The organism is bacterium (genome assembly GCA_029210965.1).
In the GTDB taxonomy this organism is placed as follows: domain Bacteria; phylum BMS3Abin14; class BMS3Abin14; order BMS3Abin14; family BMS3Abin14; genus JALHUC01.
On the sequence record JARGFZ010000001.1, the window covers coordinates 130707 to 147953 of the forward strand.

The 17247-nt window shown below is 51.9% G+C and carries 26 protein-coding genes and 1 pseudogene; all 27 read right to left on the reverse strand.

Annotated features, from left to right (window positions below; translation table 11 throughout):
- Positions 1-28: 28 nt before the first annotated feature.
- Positions 29-1318, reverse strand: a complete 1290-nt coding sequence (locus tag P1S59_00535; protein ID MDF1524751.1) for a bifunctional folylpolyglutamate synthase/dihydrofolate synthase — start codon at positions 1316-1318, stop codon at positions 29-31.
- The gene (gene accD / locus P1S59_00540; GenBank protein MDF1524752.1) at positions 1315-2181 is read right to left on the reverse strand and encodes an acetyl-CoA carboxylase, carboxyltransferase subunit beta; all 867 of its coding nucleotides are present in this window, start codon (positions 2179-2181) and stop codon (positions 1315-1317) included. The genes P1S59_00535 and accD overlap by 4 nt, the downstream gene beginning before the upstream one ends.
- A gap of 12 nt (positions 2182-2193) precedes the next feature.
- On the reverse strand, positions 2194-3549 hold the full coding sequence (locus P1S59_00545; protein MDF1524753.1) for a TrpB-like pyridoxal phosphate-dependent enzyme: 1356 nt from the start codon (positions 3547-3549) through the stop codon (positions 2194-2196).
- 362 nt (positions 3550-3911) lie between these two features.
- Positions 3912-5633, reverse strand: a complete 1722-nt coding sequence (locus P1S59_00550; protein MDF1524754.1) for an energy-coupling factor transporter ATPase — start codon at positions 5631-5633, stop codon at positions 3912-3914.
- A gap of 418 nt (positions 5634-6051) precedes the next feature.
- A pseudogene (rplQ, locus tag P1S59_00555) lies at positions 6052-6402 on the reverse strand (50S ribosomal protein L17).
- 192 nt (positions 6403-6594) lie between these two features.
- A complete protein-coding gene (locus tag P1S59_00560) occupies positions 6595-7614 on the reverse strand; it encodes a DNA-directed RNA polymerase subunit alpha (GenBank protein ID MDF1524755.1) in 1020 nt (339 codons plus the stop codon).
- Between the two features lie 30 nt (positions 7615-7644).
- On the reverse strand, positions 7645-8271 hold the full coding sequence (gene rpsD, locus P1S59_00565) for a 30S ribosomal protein S4 (protein ID MDF1524756.1): 627 nt from the start codon (positions 8269-8271) through the stop codon (positions 7645-7647).
- Between the two features lie 16 nt (positions 8272-8287).
- Positions 8288-8677, reverse strand: coding sequence for a 30S ribosomal protein S11 (rpsK, locus tag P1S59_00570; protein ID MDF1524757.1), 390 nt, complete (start codon positions 8675-8677; stop codon positions 8288-8290).
- Positions 8678-8697: 20 nt separating this feature from the next.
- Positions 8698-9069: a 30S ribosomal protein S13 gene (gene rpsM / locus P1S59_00575; protein ID MDF1524758.1), complete on the reverse strand. Its 372-nt coding sequence runs from the start codon at positions 9067-9069 to the stop codon at positions 8698-8700.
- 17 nt (positions 9070-9086) lie between these two features.
- Entirely contained in the window at positions 9087-9200 is a 114-nt protein-coding gene (rpmJ, locus tag P1S59_00580) for a 50S ribosomal protein L36 (protein MDF1524759.1), read from the reverse strand.
- Between the two features lie 27 nt (positions 9201-9227).
- The gene (gene infA / locus P1S59_00585) at positions 9228-9446 is read right to left on the reverse strand and encodes a translation initiation factor IF-1 (GenBank protein ID MDF1524760.1); all 219 of its coding nucleotides are present in this window, start codon (positions 9444-9446) and stop codon (positions 9228-9230) included.
- Positions 9446-10222 (reverse strand): type I methionyl aminopeptidase, encoded by a 777-nt coding sequence (map, locus tag P1S59_00590; GenBank protein MDF1524761.1) that lies wholly within the window; start codon positions 10220-10222, stop codon positions 9446-9448. The genes infA and map overlap by 1 nt, the downstream gene beginning before the upstream one ends.
- A gap of 46 nt (positions 10223-10268) precedes the next feature.
- Positions 10269-10913, reverse strand: a complete 645-nt coding sequence (locus tag P1S59_00595) for an adenylate kinase (protein ID MDF1524762.1) — start codon at positions 10911-10913, stop codon at positions 10269-10271.
- Complete coding sequence (gene secY / locus P1S59_00600; GenBank protein MDF1524763.1) at positions 10913-12220, reverse strand: preprotein translocase subunit SecY; 1308 nt, start codon at positions 12218-12220, stop codon at positions 10913-10915. Before secY ends, P1S59_00595 begins: the two co-directional genes overlap by 1 nt.
- 10 nt (positions 12221-12230) lie before the next feature.
- Positions 12231-12665, reverse strand: coding sequence for a 50S ribosomal protein L15 (rplO, locus tag P1S59_00605; protein ID MDF1524764.1), 435 nt, complete (start codon positions 12663-12665; stop codon positions 12231-12233).
- Positions 12666-12854, reverse strand: coding sequence for a 50S ribosomal protein L30 (rpmD, locus tag P1S59_00610; protein ID MDF1524765.1), 189 nt, complete (start codon positions 12852-12854; stop codon positions 12666-12668).
- Between the two features lie 16 nt (positions 12855-12870).
- The gene (rpsE, locus tag P1S59_00615; protein ID MDF1524766.1) at positions 12871-13398 is read right to left on the reverse strand and encodes a 30S ribosomal protein S5; all 528 of its coding nucleotides are present in this window, start codon (positions 13396-13398) and stop codon (positions 12871-12873) included.
- Positions 13399-13443: 45 nt separating this feature from the next.
- Positions 13444-13812, reverse strand: a complete 369-nt coding sequence (rplR, locus tag P1S59_00620) for a 50S ribosomal protein L18 (protein MDF1524767.1) — start codon at positions 13810-13812, stop codon at positions 13444-13446.
- A 24-nt stretch (positions 13813-13836) separates the two neighbouring features.
- Entirely contained in the window at positions 13837-14373 is a 537-nt protein-coding gene (gene rplF / locus P1S59_00625; protein ID MDF1524768.1) for a 50S ribosomal protein L6, read from the reverse strand.
- 64 nt (positions 14374-14437) lie between these two features.
- Entirely contained in the window at positions 14438-14836 is a 399-nt protein-coding gene (gene rpsH, locus P1S59_00630) for a 30S ribosomal protein S8 (protein ID MDF1524769.1), read from the reverse strand.
- Between the two features lie 13 nt (positions 14837-14849).
- A complete protein-coding gene (locus tag P1S59_00635) occupies positions 14850-15035 on the reverse strand; it encodes a type Z 30S ribosomal protein S14 (protein ID MDF1524770.1) in 186 nt (61 codons plus the stop codon).
- A 13-nt stretch (positions 15036-15048) separates the two neighbouring features.
- Positions 15049-15588 carry a 50S ribosomal protein L5 gene (rplE, locus tag P1S59_00640; protein ID MDF1524771.1) on the reverse strand — a complete coding sequence of 180 codons (540 nt, stop codon included), beginning with the start codon at positions 15586-15588 and terminating at the stop codon, positions 15049-15051.
- A 16-nt stretch (positions 15589-15604) separates the two neighbouring features.
- Positions 15605-15925, reverse strand: coding sequence for a 50S ribosomal protein L24 (gene rplX, locus P1S59_00645; GenBank protein ID MDF1524772.1), 321 nt, complete (start codon positions 15923-15925; stop codon positions 15605-15607).
- Between the two features lie 9 nt (positions 15926-15934).
- The gene (rplN, locus tag P1S59_00650; GenBank protein ID MDF1524773.1) at positions 15935-16303 is read right to left on the reverse strand and encodes a 50S ribosomal protein L14; all 369 of its coding nucleotides are present in this window, start codon (positions 16301-16303) and stop codon (positions 15935-15937) included.
- A gap of 29 nt (positions 16304-16332) precedes the next feature.
- The gene (gene rpsQ / locus P1S59_00655) at positions 16333-16593 is read right to left on the reverse strand and encodes a 30S ribosomal protein S17 (protein ID MDF1524774.1); all 261 of its coding nucleotides are present in this window, start codon (positions 16591-16593) and stop codon (positions 16333-16335) included.
- Between the two features lie 8 nt (positions 16594-16601).
- Entirely contained in the window at positions 16602-16808 is a 207-nt protein-coding gene (gene rpmC, locus P1S59_00660) for a 50S ribosomal protein L29 (GenBank protein ID MDF1524775.1), read from the reverse strand.
- Positions 16808-17221 (reverse strand): 50S ribosomal protein L16, encoded by a 414-nt coding sequence (gene rplP, locus P1S59_00665; protein ID MDF1524776.1) that lies wholly within the window; start codon positions 17219-17221, stop codon positions 16808-16810. Before rplP ends, rpmC begins: the two co-directional genes overlap by 1 nt.
- Positions 17222-17247: the final 26 nt, after the last annotated feature.

Here is a 17247-nt window from a genome sequence, read left to right on the forward strand (position 1 = left end):
TGCACAGGTGCACGGTGCACAAGTGCACTTAATCGTCTTTCTCCCCATCCCCTCTTCTCCTCTTCTCCTCTTCTGCTACTTCCAGTTCCTTAAGAACTTCCCCGGCCAGGACCACAGACCCCGCCACGACAATGCGCCCCTTGCCGCCTGCAAGGCTCCTTGCTGTATCGAGGCCCTGTTTCACAGTGGGAGCTTTTATTATATCGGCACCTTCCGGCATTTCTTCCTCTAGCTCCTGAACGGTTTTTCCCCTTGGATGGTCCAGGGCGACAAGAACAAAACGGTTCCCCAACCGGATCATCTCTTCGGCCATTGCTCCAAAGTCCTTGTCGCGCAGAGCGGAGATCAGCCAGACGACCTCTTTTTCATGGCCCAGAGAATCGGTCAGGGCTTTCACAGCTGCCGGGTTGTGGGCGGCGTCCACGATAATGGGCGGTGAACCTTCAAACTCCTGGAACCGACCCTGCCATTTTGTGGATTCAATTCCCAGGACAACCTTCTCATACACCATTTCAAAACCCGATACCGAAAGCTCTTCGAGAGCAGCAAGGGCACAAGCTGCATTATCCAGCTGAAACAACCCCGCCAGTCCTGGAACCAGCCTGTTTATACTCCACTTCATACCCTCAAATTGCAAGCTGCTACCGTTAATATCACGATCTGCACTGAAATCCCTGCCAAACAGAACCACCCTGGCACCGGCCGCTTCGGCTTCTTGAAGAATAACTTCCCTCGCAGCACGACCCACCGGACCCACTACCACAGACCTTCCTTTTCTCATGATCCCCGATTTTTCCCGGGCAACATCCTCAAGAGTATTGCCGAGCCAATTCTTGTGATCCAGGTCCACTGAGGTGATGACCGATAGCACCGGGCTGGTAACGTTGGTTGCGTCCCAGCGCCCACCAAGACCTACCTCAAAAATGGCAAGATCAACTTTCTGACGAGCGAAATAGAGGAGGGCCAAAACGGTAGCGAACTCGAAATAGGTCATGTCAACCCCGACATCCTTCACTTCCTGGAGGAGTCCAGGAAGCTCGTCACGAGTCACTGCATGGCTGTCAACCACAATGCGTTCTTCAAATTTGATGAGATGTGGCGAGGTGAAGAGTCCGACACGATATCCGGCACAGCTCAGGGCAGCGCCCATGAAGGACACCACCGAACCCTTACCGTTTGTGCCTCCAACCAGTACATGGGGGAAATTGAAATGGGGGGATCCGAGAGCCTTCAAGGCCTCTCTAATCCGTCCAAGACCAGGTCTGATTCTGGACTCGTTCAGGCTGGCCAGATAGGAAAGGGCCAGCTCGTAGGTCATTGATCAGTGAACGTCTTCAGGGTGAAAGCCCTCAAGAGGTTAACGATGGTTTTCTTCAGTTCCTTACGGTTAACAATACGGTCGATCATCCCGTGTTCGAGAACGAATTCAGATCTCTGGAACCCTTCGGGTAGTGCCTGCCGGATCGTTTGTTCGATAACACGAGGACCCGCAAACCCGATAAGGGCCTTGGGTTCGGCAAGGTTCACATCACCGAGCATAGCGAAGCTGGCCGTAACTCCCCCCGTTGTGGGATCAGTAAGGACCGAGATAAAGGGCAGCCGCTCCCGCCTGAGTCGTGCGAGAGCAGCGCTGGTCTTGGCCATCTGCATAAGGGACAGGGCGCCCTCCTGCATCCTGGCGCCACCAGAGGAAGAGATCACGATCAAACCGCATTTTTCCTCCACGGCTTTTTCAGCTGCACGAGTAATTTTCTCGCCGACAACGGATCCCATGCTGCCACCCATGAAGAAAAAATCGAAGACGGACAATACAACCTGGACACCATCCAGAGTGCAAATTCCTGAGATCACGGCGTCGTTGAGTCCTGTCTTTTTTCGGGCCGTCTTTATGCGGTCAAGGTATTTCAGGGAATCCTTGAACCCAAGGGGATCTTCGCTCTGGAGCTGGCTATCGAATTCGATAAAGGTTCCGGGATCAACCAGAAGCTCGATGCGTTCTCTCGCTGTGATCCTGAAATGATACTCGCATTTGGGACAGACCTTGAGGTTCCGGTCGATCTCCTTGCTGTACACGATCTCTGCACAGTTGTTGCACTTTATCCAAAGACCCTCAGGAACAGTAACTTTTTTACTGTCCGATCTTTCAGGGCGGATGGACCGTCTACGGAACCAGGATACCATAATCCGTTATTCCTATTTTACCTGGGGCAGGTTCTTGAGAGACTCGGCTATTTTTTCTTCGGGGTAGGTGTAATCCACCAGATCGCCGGCCAGATAGGAATCGTAGGCCGCCATGTCAAAGTGACCGTGACCGCTGAGGTTGAACACGATGACATCGTCTTTACCCTCTTCTTTGCAGCGGAGCGCCTCGTCAAAAGCTGCTTTCACAGCATGGGCAGATTCGGGTGCGGGGATGATCCCCTCAACCTGCGCAAAGGTCACAGCCGCCTCAAATACGGGGTTCTGGGTATATGCAACGGCTTCTACGATCCCCTCTTTGTGCAGCTGGCTTACCAGAGGCGAATCCGCATGGTAGCGCAGTCCACCCGCATGGATACCCGGCGGAACGAAATCGTGGCCCAATGTATACATAAGCATCAGAGGTGTCGTCTGGGCCGTATCTCCAAAATCGTAAGCGTATACACCCTTGGTCAGGGTGGGGCAGGAAGTTGGCTCTACGGCTATCATCCTGATATTCTCACCTGCCGCTTTCTCTGGAATGAAAGGAAAAGCAAGACCGGCAAAGTTGCTGCCGCCGCCGCAGCAGCCTATAAGAACGTCAGGTTTCTCTCCCACCTTCTTGAGCTGCTCCTTAACCTCAAGCCCGATGACCGACTGATGTGTCATTACATGATTAAGGACACTGCCGAGGGCATATTTGGTATCGTCCCTTGAGGCGGCATCCTCCACCGCTTCACTTATGGCCATACCCAGGCTGCCCGGTGAATCAGGGTCTTTAATCAGCATATTCCGTCCCGCGTTGGTCCTGTCCGAAGGACTGGGGATGACTTCTCCTCCCCAGGTCTGCATCATGGAGCGGCGATAGGGTTTCTGCTGATAACTGACCTTGACCATATAGATAGTGCATTCGAGGCCAAACATCTTGCATGCGAGCGACAGGGCGCTGCCCCACTGCCCGGCACCGGTCTCTGTAGCCAGGCGTTTTACACCTTCCTGCTTATTGTAATATGCCTGCGGGATGGAGGTGTTGGGTTTGTGACTGCCGGCCGGGCTGACACCTTCGTATTTGTAGTAGATCTTCGCTGGTGTTCCAAGAACCTGCTCCAGATGGTAGGCCCGAAACAGCGGAGTCGGACGCCACAGGCTGTAAATGTCGAGAACCTCTTCCGGTATGTTGATCCAGCTATCCTGGGAGACTTCCTGGGCGATGAGCCCCATTGGGAAAATAGGAGCGAGATCCTCGGGACCTATAGGCTGGCCGGTGCCGGGGTTAAGCGGAGGCGCCGAAATGCTGGGCATGTCAGGAAGGACATTATACCAGGCCTTTGGTATCTCACTATCCTGCAGGGTGATCTTTTTCGTTTGCATCTCCCACTCCTTTCAAAGTTGTTCTAAACCTATATTGTTTCCGGAATATGGAATTTGTAATTAGTCAATAATGAACAGCCGCGCCTGGGAGAGGCGCCCGGATCAGTGGCTGAAATACAGGTCATTGATCCGTGAGGGGAGGAAAAACCGCGCTTTTTCCTTCCCGTTGAGCCAAAGTCTCGCACAGACTTTGGTGATATATAAGCAGTCTCTGTAAGGAAAGTGAAAACGACGCTTTTCACTTTCCGAGGAGCAAAAAGATGATAACGGACTTTTTGCGACCATGTGAATATTAGTTAACATGGTTCATGAAAAAGTTCAAGAAACACGGCGATTTGGGCCGTTACTCACATTGTGCTTCCTCATTCTTCTCCTTTCGCCAAAGCCAGAAGCTTTTTCCTGGCAACGACCGGATCGAGGATAGTGTCAGGAAGGGCTACCCCCATCTCCAGCAGTTCTTCCCTCAGAACAAGGTGGTCTGGAAGGAACTGTGTTGGTAGAGTTCTCTCCGGACCAGTCAGGACACCGGAGGGCGGACCGGAGGACTGGATCATACCTCCGGCTAAATGTCCAAAATGGTCAATGCAGTGGATCTGCTCGGGTACGGCATGAGTGGCAATTAAGACGGCTGTTCCGGTTTCATCACAGTACCGTCTGGTACTGGCAATGAATTCTCTTACACCACCCGGATCCAGCCCGTCAGTAGGTTCATCCAGAACCAAAATTTCAGGCTCCATGGCCAGGACACCGGCCACGGCCGCCCTTCTCATTTGTCCTCCCGACAAAGTGTAAACTGGGCGGGTAAGCAACGTTTCCGGAAGGCCCACCCACTTGGCTGCTTTCAGAACTCTACCCTCTATTTGACGGGCGCTGACCCCAAGGTTCCGCGGTCCAAAAGCGATATCATCGGCAACCGTAGCTGAAAAAAGCTGCCGTTCCGGGTTCTGGAACAGGAGCCCTACCCTGGCCGTGACTCCTCCCCGTTTTTTTCCCCAGTTCTTGAGCTGCCGGCCACCCAAAATAATTTTTCCGTCATCCGGCGTAACGAGACCGTTGGACATCTGCAATAGCGTGCTCTTGCCTGATCCGTTAGCACCACAGATAAGGGCCACAGTACCTTTATCAACAGCAAAGTTCACACCGTTCAGTACCCCTTTTACCCCCGGGGCATCCTTTTCATAACTAAAACCGACTCCGTCAAAGGTCAGGACCGGTTCACCCCTATGAATTGCCGCATGGTGTCCTGTGTCTTTTGAGCTGAATCCTTTACGAACATTCATACCGTTAACGACCGTGCGAGCCAAAGAACCAGGGGAACAAGGCCACTTTACCTCAATTCCCGCTGATCGCATCTCCAGAACCAGACTAAGGAAAAAGGGAGGGAAAATGCCATATCGGTCACCGAGCCCAGGCTTGGAGAAAACATCTTCCGGGGGGCCGTGCCTGGCAGCACGGCCGCTTTCAAAAAGTATCACCCTGTCAGCATTTGCCGCTTCTTTCATATCGTGGGTGATTAAAATAATGATCTTGCCCTGATCGACCAATTTCCGCATGAACCCAAGAACGGAAACCCTGGCATAAGGGTCAAGGTAGGTAGTAGGTTCATCCAGTATCAGGATATCAGGGTCCAGAACAAGCACACCTGCCAGAGCCGTCATCTGCTGCTCGCCGCCGGACATTAGGTGCGGCATGCGCTTTCTCAGGTGGGTGACCTTCAGCCGTTCCAGCATTTTTTCAACCTTTTTGGCTATCTCTTCTGAGGGTTCCCCAAGAACTTCAAGACCGAACGCCACATCTTCTTCTACTATGGATGTGACAAGCTGGTTCTCCGGGTTGGAAAACAGGATTCCCACCCCCGGATTGGTTCCACTGGTCACTTGCTCCTTGCCGTTGATCCTGACCTTTCCAGAATCAGGTTGGAGCAAACCTTTTAAAAGTAGCGCGAAAGTGCTCTTACCTGCTGCGTTGGACCCTATCACCGCGATAAGTTCACCACGGTCAGCGTCAAGGTTGAGCCCATCCAAAGCTCGAACACCTGTATTGGGGTAGGTGTAGGTAAGATCGCGAATTTCGAGAAAAGCCATAATAATCGGTGCCAAGTCCTTAGTGCTTGGAGATAAGTGATTCACGTGCTTTTGTAGTTCATCACCTATCACTTATCTCTGAGCGATGAGGTTTGCGCATAAAAAAAGAGCAAGGTCGCTTAACCTTGCTCTTTTATATCTTAAATAGCAGACCGAGTCGCTCCTATTCCTTCTCCTCTTTATCTGCCTTTTTCTTGACAGCTGCTTTCTTTTTCGGTTCAGCCTTATCAGCCTTTTTCTCAGCGGCTTTTTTAGCTGGAGCCTTCTTCTTCGGTTCTGCGCCTTCCTTTACGACCTTTTCTTCCCCAACCTTACTGGTTTTTGCCTTTGAGCTTTGGGCTTTTGACTCTTTTTTAGCCTTGGTCTCTTTAGATTCTTTGGACTTTGGACTTTTTTCCTTGGACTGTGTTATTGGCCTGTCCACGAGTTCTACCAAAGCCATTGGAGCGTTGTCCCCTGCCCTTGGCTCAAGTTTCAGCACTCTCGTGTAACCACCTGCACGATCGGCGTAACGTTGAGCATATTCGGAAAAAACCTTTTTAACCACTTCATCACTGCGAATAAAAGCCACTGCCTGCCGTCGGGCATGAAGATCTCCCCTTTTCCCAAGGGTTAACATCTTCTCCGTCTGCCTGCCAATTTCTTTGGCTTTAACTTCAGTGGTGACAATCCGCTCATGCTGGAGAAGGGACGTTACCATATTCCGAAACATGGCCTTCCTGTGAGAGGGTGTTCTACCCAACTTTTTTCCTGCCTTACCATGACGCATTCTTTACCCGCCTTTCCAGCTTAACAGTCCTTTCACTGGCGATGGAGCCGTAAAACCTCATCGAACGCCCCCCGCGGGGCTTTCGGACCGACAAAGGGAAGTCTGCGTTATCGATCCGCGAGGAAAGGAAAACCACGCTTTTAACTTCCGATGAGCAGAAAGTCCCGGCAGGACTTTCTGCGACCCTATCAATCAGACCGTTTCCTGGGCCTCTTCCGGCTCCTCTTCAGAAGGGATCCAACCGCGAATATCCATGCCAAAACTGAGCCCCATTTCTTCGAGAATCTCTTTAAGTTCGTTCAGCGACTTCCTTCCGAAATTTTTGGTACGCAGCATTTCTGATTCGGTTTTTTGCACCAACTCACCAATGCTGTCTATGTTGGCGTTCTGCAGGCAATTGATCGATCGCACTGACAATTCCAGCTCATTAACATGTTTGTTTAACTTGTCAAAAAGTTTTTTCTTTTCGTGCTCTGATTCCTGTTCCACCCGCTCGTCCTGGACATGGTCCTCCTCAAAATTAATGAAAAGGTTCATATGCTCTTTGATGATTTTGGCCGAGATGGCAAGAGCTGTTTCGGGTGGAATGCTGCCGTCTGTGGTGATCTCCATGATAAGTTTATCGTAGTCGGTCATCCGGCCGACCCTGGCGTTCTCAACCCAGTACATGACCTTAACAACCGGCGAATGAATCGAGTCCACGGCAATATAATCTACCGAAAGTTCTTCATCTTTGTTGCGTTCGGCCGGTACGAAGCCTTTGCTGAAAGTCACTACCATCTCCATTTTGAGATGGGCTCCCTTTTCGAGGGTAGCAATTGTCAGGTCTGGGTTAAGAATCTCCACATCCTGGTCGGTAATAATATCTGCTCCAGTGATAGCTCCTTCGCGTTCTATGTCGACAGAGATAATTTTGGGAACAGTTGAATGGGTACGGAAACGAAGCTCCTTCAGGTTGAGAACAATCTGAGTAACATCCTCATAAACACCCGGGATCGTTGAGAATTCATGTAAAACGTTCTCGATTCGGAACGCAGTGACAGCACCGCCCTGTAAAGAGGAAAGCAGCACTCTTCTAAGAGCGTTTCCGAAAGTTGTACCAAAACCTCGCTCGAACGGTTCTGCTGTGAACCTGCCGAAAGTGTCTGTCTTGCTGTCGGCAACAAATTCCAGCTTGTTTGGACGTGTGAGATTTTTCCAGTTCTTTTCCATCATGGTCATTTTCCCCTTTTGATGGATCGCTTACTTGGAATAGAGCTCAACTATGAGCTGTTCATTAACCGGCATAGCAACCTCTTCCCGAATTGGATAGCTCTTGAAATATCCTCTGAACTTGGGAGCTTCCAATTCCAGCCATGCGGGGGTGCTTTTTCTCTCTGCCGAAACCATAGATTCCTGCACCCTGACAGATTTTCGGCTTTTTTCACTGATCTCGATCTGATCGCCGGGCCTCATCAGGAAAGAAGGTATATTGACCTTCCGGTCGTTGACCAGAACGTGGCCATGCCGCACAAGCTGGCGCGCATCTGCCCTTGAACCGGCAAAACCAAGTCTGAACACAGTGTTGTCCAGTCTTCGCTCAAGAAGGATGATGAGGTTCACACCGGTAACACCTTTCTGGCGGTCAGCCATTTTAAAGTAGTTCCGGAACTGTCCTTCCATAACACCATAGATCCTTCTGGCCTTCTGTTTCTCTCGAAGCTGAACGCCATAGTCGGAATGTTTGATCCGTCTGGTTCCATGCTGCCCAGGGGGATAAGGCCTGCGCTCAACAGCGCACTTATCTGAATAACACCTGTCACCCTTAAGGAAAAGCTTGGCACCTTCCCTTCGGCAGAGCCGACATACTGATTCTCGATACCTCGCCAATTTACTCCTCCTTATATCAGACCCGGCGCCTCTTGGGCGGACGGCATCCATTGTGAGGGATGGGGGTCACATCCTTGATCAAGGTAACTTCCAAACCGGAAGCCTGAAGCGATCGCAGAGCCGCTTCCCGGCCGGAGCCAGGTCCCTTAACAAGGACATCAACCTTCCTCACACCGTTTTCCATGGCCCTCTTGGCAACGTCTTCCGCAGCCAACTGAGCAGCGAACGGGGTGCTTTTCCTTGAACCCTTGAACCCCTTGCTACCGGCACTACACCAGGCAAGCGTGTTTCCCGCTGGATCTGTTATTGTAATGATCGTATTATTGAACGTAGCCTGTATATGGGCCACACCGACAGGAACGTTCTTCTTAACCCTCCTGCCTGATCCTTTTTTCGGCTTAGCCATCTATTCCTCCCGTGCTTGGGCTATCTCTTCTTCCGGCCGCCAATAGACGGACGGTGTCCCTTCCTGGATCTTGCATTAGTTTTGGTCCTTTGGCCTCTGACAGGAAGTCCCCGTCTGTGCCGCAGCCCCTCGTAACTGCCGAGATCCATCTTATTCTTGATATTGAAGGAAATCTCCCTGCGGAGGTCTCCTTCCACCATATGGTTCTTAACGATTAGATCCCTGAGCCGAATAACCTGACCTTCGTCCAGATCAACAACCCTGGTATCCGGATTGACATCAGCTTCAGACACGATCTTTGTTGCCGTAGTCTGCCCAATGCCATAGATATAGGTCAGTGCGACTTCTATCCTCTTATTTCTCGGTAAATCAACTCCGGCAATACGAGCCACGCGAACACCTCCTGATATCAGCCCTGACGCTGCTTATGCTTAGGGTTCTCACAGAGCACCCGGACAACGCGTTTGCGCCGGATGATCTTGCATTTGTCACACATCTTCTTTACAGAAGGTCGAACTTTCATGACATCCTCTTTCTTACGGGCCTATTACTACTTTGCCCTATAGGTGATTCTGCCCCGGGTCAGGTCGTAAGGAGACAGTTCAACCGTGACCTTGTCCCCAGGCAAAATCCTTATATAATGCATCCGCATTTTCCCAGAGATGTGGGCGAGTACCTGATGCCCGTTCTCCAGCTCCACACGGAACATGGCGTTAGGCAGAGGCTCGACTACTGTCCCTTCCACTTCAATCGCTTCTTCCTTAGCCATCAGTTCCTTTTCTCCTCCCCAAACGTTTCATCGATGGTCAGAATCTTCGGCCCATTTTCTGTTACCGCAATGGTGTGCTCGAAATGGGCTGACAGGCTACCGTCGGTGGTGACAGCCGTCCAACCGTCATCCAAAACACGAATATCGTCCGATCCGGCGTTAACCATTGGTTCGATCGCAAGCGTCATACCCTTCTTGAGACGAACCCCGCACTGGGAATCACCGTAGTTGGGTATCTGCGGTTCCTCGTGCAGGCTCCGTCCTATTCCGTGACCGACGAAAACCTTGACCACAGACATCCCGTTTTTCTCCACATGGCTCTGGACGGAGTGGGAGATATCTCCTATACGGTTGCCCACAATAGCGGCTTCGATTCCTATGTAAAGAGCATCCCGGGTAACCTCCAGGAGTCGAAGGGTCTCCGGAAGCGTTTCCCCGACCGACAGAGTGACAGCTGCATCAGCATAAAACCCTTTGTAAAGGGCTCCAAAATCCAGTCCAACGATATCTCCATCCTTGAGGACTCTGCTCCTGGACGGGATGCCGTGTACTACTTCTTCATTCACTGACACGCAGATAACAGCTGGATACCCATTGTAGCCCTTGAAAGCCGGAACAACCTCCAGGGTTCGTGCCATATGGTCTGCTTCTTCCTCAATATCCATGGTGGTTATACCGGGTCTAACCACCTCCTTCATTCTCTGAAGGACCTTTGCTACAACACGGCCACCCTCCTGCATGATGGCTATTTCAGCAGCCGACTTCCTATGGATCATATACGCTAACGCTTCTGGTTACCGGCACTAACCTCCAATAGGAGGTTCAGTTCCCAGCAGCCTCAAGAACCCGGGAAAAAATATTCTCGATACTGCCTGTCCCCGGTATGCGCCTCAGCTTTCCCTGTTTTTCATAATGGGAAATGAGAGGCTGAGTCTGCGCACTGTAGACGGCCAGGCGCTGTCGTATGGTCTCTTCCTTGTCATCATCCCGCTGGTACAATTCACCGCTGCAGCGATCGCAGATGCCCTCACGGGAAGAGGGGTTGAAAACGACATGAAAGCTTTCACCGCATTCCTTGCACATCCTGCGCCCTGTCAACCGAGTCACCAGTTCCTCGTCTTCGACCTCAATGCTGATAACATGGTCGATGGCTCTATCAAGGCCATCAAGGATCTGTTGAAGCGCCTCTGCCTGTGGGATGGTTCTCGGAAAACCGTCAAGAATAAAACCGTTGACAGCGTCATCTTCCTTGAGCCTCTCGGCAATGATACCGATGACGACTCTATCAGGAACCAGTTCTCCTTTATCCATGAAACCCCTGGCTTCAACACCCAGGGTCGTGCCCTCGCGAACAGCTGCGCGAAGAATGTCCCCGGTGGAGACCTGGGGAATATTCCATTTGTCCACCATCAACTTGGCCTGAGTTCCTTTACCGGCCCCAGGAGGACCCAGCAGAATAAAATCCATCATCGCCTCCCCTTGATTCTACCCTTCTTCATAAAACCTTCGTAGTGTCTGGTCACCAGGTGGGTCTCTATCTGGGTGACGGTGTCTAACGCCACACCGATGACGATAAGGAGCCCCGTCCCACCGAAATAAAACGGTACATTGAAAATTCGATAGAGGATCTCTGGCAATACACAGACAGCCGACAGGTAGAGCGCTCCGGCGAAGGTTATCCGTGAAAGAACACGATCAATGAACTCCGAAGTCTTCCTGCCGGGGCGTATACCTGGAATATAACCCCCATACTTCTTCAGGTTATCAGCCACGTCCACGGGGTTGAACTGAATCGCCGTGTAGAAATAACAGAAAAAGATGATAAGCCCGACATAAACTACGGTGTAAAGCGGCCGCCCTGGGGCGAAGGTGTTTGCAATCGCCTCCATGAAGGGGTTTTTGATGAACCCTGCTATGGTCGCCGGAAACATCAGAATTGAAGAGGCGAAGATGGGCGGGATCACGCCAGCGGTGTTGACTTTCAACGGTAAATGGGTGCTCTGTCCGCCGTACATCTTTCTGCCCACAACCCGCTTGGCGTATTGAACTGGGATCTTTCGCTGACCCCGCTCCATGAAGATAATGAAGCCCACAGCCGCCACCATAAGCACAAGAACGAAAAGCATCAGGAATGCCGATATTTCACCAGTTCTAAGAAGAGTGAATGTCTGCCACGTGGCCTGCGGCATCCTGGCAACGATTCCGGCGAAAATGATAAGTGATATCCCGTTTCCGATCCCTCTTTCGGTGATCTGTTCACCCAACCACATGATAAAGGCCGTTCCGGCCGTCATCGTGAGAACGGTCATGAGTCTGAATCCCCAACCGGGATTCGGGACAATGGCCGCTCCGCCCGGGCTTGTCATCTGCTCAAGTCCTATGGAGATTCCAAAGCTTTGAAAGGCGGCAAGACCGACTGTTCCATAGCGGGTGTACCTGATGATCGTACGGCGGCCAGCCTCCCCTTCTTTAGCCAAACGTTCCAAATGGGGTATAACCACCGTGAGCAGCTGAATGATAATGCTTGCCGAGATGTAAGGCATGATCCCGAGAGCGAAGATGGCCATTCTCTCGAGGGCGCCACCCGCAAACATGTCGAAAAACCCCAGAAGTGTCCCGGCAGCCTGTTTAAAGAACTCGCCCAGGGCATTTCCGTCTATACCGGGTGTGGGAATATGAGCTCCGACCCGGTAAATAGCCAATAAACCGAAAGTAAAGAAAATCCGTCTTTTCAGCTCAGGTATCTTGAAGATGTTCAGCAGGCTGGCAAGCAATTGGGCCCCCTCAGATGATCTCTACTTTTCCGCCGGCCTTTTCGATCTTGGAGGCCGCCGCAGCGCTGATTTTATGTGCCCTAACGGTAACGGCACGAGCAAGGTCCCCCTCAGCGAGGATCTTCACCGGCATCCCTTTGCGAGCGAGACGTAACTTGACCATCAGGTCGGGATCGATAACATCCACATCCTGAACCCGGTCAAGATCACGGAGGTTGACCACCGTGTACTCGGTACGGAATATGTTAGTGAAGCCGCGTTTGGGGAGTCGCCGCTGCAGGGGCATCTGACCACCCTCGAAGCCGGCTTTGACTCCGCCACCCGAACGGGACCACTGGCCGTTGTGACCGCGACCGCAGGTCTTGCCTGAACCACTGCCAGGGCCGCGTCCAACACGTTTACGGTTCCTGACTGAGCCCTTTGACGGCGTTAGTCTGTAAAGCATCTATTCTTCCTCCACAGTCTCGACCCGGAGGAGATGGGATACCTTATCGACCATCCCCCTGATACAGGGGTTGTCCTCGTGCCGAACTGTCTGGTTTAGCTTTCTCAATCCCAGGCTACGCACCACCTTGTGGTGTTTACCCGGTCTGCCTATGGTGCTTTTCACCAATGTCACGTCGATCTTTCCCATTATGCAGTCTCCCGAACTAGCCGTGCAGTATCTCGCTGACCTTCTTGCCGCGAATATCCGCTATGACTTCCGGACTCCTGATGGAAAGGAGACCTTCCATAACAGCTTTAAGAACGTTGTTGGGGTTGTTGGTCCCGAGAGACTTGGTAAGAATATCTTTGACACCCAGGGCCTCCATCATGGCCCTCACAGGACCTCCGGCAATAACTCCGGTACCCGCACTGGCTGGCTTCAGGAGGACCCTTGCAGCTCCCCATCTCCCCATGACCTGGTGGTGGATAGTGGTACCTTTCAGGGGAATCCTGTAGAGGCTTTTCTTTGCGTTTTCAATCCCCTTGCGGATTGCTTCGGGCACTTCGTTGGCCTTCCCGTACCCTACACCCACGAGACCCTTACCGTCACCTACCACCACAAGGGCACTGAAGCGAAATCTACGCCCACCCTTAACGACTTTGGCTACACGGTTGATAAATACGACCTTATCGATGAGTTCAGTCTCGTCGATGGTCACGTCTCTCAACGGTTGCTTAAAGGCTTTTTTCATACTTATGCACCTATCGTCCTGTCTGGTGTCCCGGGTCCTGAGAGTCTAAAACTTCAGGCCCCCGTCCCTGACGGCTTCCGCTAGCGCCTTGACCCGGCCGTGGTATTTGAACCCGCCCCGGTCAAAGGAAACCGCCTCGATTTTCTTCGTTGCAGCACGCTCAGCCAGGAGTTTTCCAACCTCCCGGGCCGCGTCGACATTTCCGCAGCTCTTGTTTGATCCTCGGAGCTGTGCTTCCATGGTCGATGCACTTGCCACTACAGCACCTATATCATCATTGATGATTTGGGCATATATATGACGGGTGCTCCTGAAGATCGACAGTCGCGGCCTTTCCGCGGTCCCGTGTATCTTGCCCCGTATGCGCCTCCGCCTGTTCAGGCGGTTCCTCTTCTTGTCTTCAATCCTGCCCACTTTACTAACCCTCCAAAACAGTGCTTATACGCCTGTTTTCCCGGCCTTGCGCCTGATTTTTTCCCCGACGTACATTATCCCCTTGCCCTTGTAGGGTTCGGGGGGCCTGATCGCCCGAATATCAGCCGCAGTCTGACCGACCTTTTCCTTGTCGATACCGCTTATGGTGATCCGGTTTGATTTATCTACCTCAGCTGAAATACCCTCTGGCAGAGGAAATTCCACCGGGTGAGAAAAACCAACATGAATCTCGAGACCCTTATCTTTGGACATTGCCCTGTAGCCTACACCCACCATATCCAACTCTTTTTTGTACCCCTCCGAAACACCCACCACCATATTGCTGAGCAGGCTGCGAGTCAGGCCCTGGAAAGCGGTCTTTTCCCTGGGTCGGGAGGGTGGGAGCACCTGAAGGCTGTCGCTGCCGATTTCGATCTTGACTCCCAAAGGGAGATCCCGGCTCAGAAGTCCCTTGGGTCCCTTGACCGTTGCCTTGCGCCCATCAAGTTTGACTTCGACCCCGCTAGGGATGAGAACCGGCTGTTTTCCTATTCTCGACATGGTTTTCTCTCCACACTGTGTCTTCAAACCTGCCGCGAGGCAGGAGGCGGTGAACGCTTATCTGTTACCAGATATAGCAGAGGACCTCACCGCCCACGTTTTGAACCTTGGACTCCCTGTCAGTAAGAATACCTTTGGAAGTTGACAGAATAGCAATTCCGAGCCCGTTGAGCACTCTCGGAACCTGTTTGGCACCCACATAAACTCGCCGCCCAGGCTTGCTGATCCGCTTCAGGTTCTCAATGGCCGGAGCGTCTGGATCTCCGTACTTTAGGGTGATCCGGAGTACACCTTGATTGGTATCCTCGATCACCCTGTAATTTATGATGTAACCCTCCTCCTTCAGTATCCGTGCGATACCTTCCTTCAGCGCGGAAGCGGGTACATCAACTTTCTCCTTGCCGGCCATGAGAGCGTTTCGGACTCTCGTAAGCATATCAGCGATGGGATCAGTCATGGACATATCAACAATCCTCCTACCAGCTTGCCTTAACGACGCCCGGAATTTCTCCAGCAAGGGCCCGGTTCCTGAAACAGATCCTACACATAGCGAAGCGTCTCAGGTACGCCCGGGACCGGCCACAGATGGGACATCTGTTGTATGCGCGGACAGCGTATTTGGGTTTTCGTTTGGCTTTGTTAACTAGAGATTTCTTAGCCATTTCTCCTCCGGTCCTACTTTCTGAACGGCATACCAATAAGGGCCAGGAGCTCTTTGGCCTCTTCGTCGGTCTTGGCGCTCGTAACGATGGTAATATTCATGCCTTTGGTCTTCTCGACATCGTCGTAATTAACTTCCGGGAAAATAAGCTGCTCCCGGACACCGAGGGTATAGTTGCCCCGTCCGTCAAAAGCCCTGAGAGACACTCCCTTGAAGTCCCTTACCCTTGGAAGTGCGATATTGAGAAGCCGGTAAATGAAATCGTACATCCGCGCTCTTCTCAGGGTCACACAACACCCAATGGGGTTGCCCTCCCGTAGCTTAAAATTAGCGATTGATTTTCTGGCCCTCGTAAGCACAGGTCTCTGGCCTGTGATCGTGGCCAGTTCTTCCATGGAGGTGTCAAGGATGCGTGCATTTTCCAACGCCTCACCCAGACCCATGTTAAGCACGATCTTTTCCAGTCTCGGCACCTGCATGACGTTCTTGTAATTGAACGTCTTCATCATGGCCGGGACGACTTCTTCCCTGTATCTATTCTTAATGTCACTCATGGGAAATCACTCTCGATCAGTCAAAGGATTCGCCACAACCGGCACATAGACGGACGGCATGACCATCCTCCAAGCGCTGCCTGCGGATCCGGACGCCTTTGCCACACTTTTCACAGAAAAGCATGACGTTGGAAAGGTGCAAAGGCCCTTCCCGCTCAATTATGCCACCTTGCTTCTGGCCACTGGAGGGTTTCTGATGGCGTTTGATGAAATTCACCTTTTCCACAATTACCCTATCCTTTTCCCTCAGGACACGGAGTACCTTGCCCTTTTTACCCTTTTCTTTCCCCGCCGTAACAACGACGAAATCGTTCTTTTTGATAGCAATCCCAGACATGGCAGCCTCCTAGAGGACCTCGGGTGCGAGGGAGACGATCTTCATGAAGTTCTTCACTCTCAACTCCCGGGAAATGGGGCCGAAAATACGCGTACCGATCGGCTCTCGTGCCTCGTTGATAATAACCGCCGCGTTGTTGTCGAAACGGATGTAAGAACCGTCCGGTCTGCGAACTTCTTTTTTTGTCCGGACGATAACGGCCTTGTGCACCTCTCCTTTTTTTACTTTGGATTCGGGTACGGCCTCTTTGACAGAAACTACTATTATGTCGCCCACGCTGGCCGATTTACGCTTGGATCCGCCGAGAATCCTGAAACACAGGACCTTTTTGGCACCGCTGTTATCGGCAACGTCGAGTATCGTTTCAACCTTGATCATCTCTCAAATCCTCTTCAACAATGCGGGTTTCAGACCTGTGGACCCCGCTCCAGAACTTCAAGGAGCCGCCACCTCTTGTTTTTAGAAAGCGGCCTTGTTTCGACGATCCTGACAATGTCGCCAACGTTAAGGTCGTTCGTTTCATCGTGGACCTTGTACTTGACTCGCTTGCTCACATACTTTTTGAATACAGGATGGGCAAAACGTCTCTGGACCTGGACAACAGCTGTTTTTTCCATACGGCTGCTCACCACTGTACCGCTAATGATCTTCCGTTGGGTGCTTTTAATTTCCGACATCACTCAGTCCTCTCGGCCGACTGCTCTTTCTGGGCTATCACGGTTTTGACCCGCGCCAGATCCTTTTTGGTCAGCGGCAGTCGCATTGGGTTCTCCAGCTGGTTGGTCGCAAGTTGAAAACGCAGGTTGAACAGCTCCGAATTAAGGTCGCTTTCCTTCTGCCGAAGCTCCTCCAGTGTCAGATCACGAAGTTCACTTGGCTTCATTATATTTCCTCCCTGACCAGAATCTTGGTTTTAATAGGGAGTTTGTGAGAGGCAAGCCTCATGGCCTCTTTGGCAACGGCTTCAGTAACACCTTCAAGTTCGTATAAAACGCGGCCTGGCCTCACCACCGCTACCCATGCCTCCGGTGAACCCTTACCCTTACCCATCCTGGTTTCTGCGGGTTTACTTGTAATGGGTTTGTGGGGGAAGACACGAATCCATACCTTGCCACCCCTTTTGACGTGCCTGGTGATGGCGATACGGGCTGATTCGATCTGGCGCGCTGTCAGCCATCCAGGCGTAAGAGCTTGGAGTCCAAAATCCCCGAAGCTGAGCTTATTGCCCCTCATCGCGGCGCCTCTCATACGGCCCTTCATCTGTTTTCTGTATTTAACCTTTTTGGGCATTAACATGACGCTGTCTCCCGGTAGAAACCCTT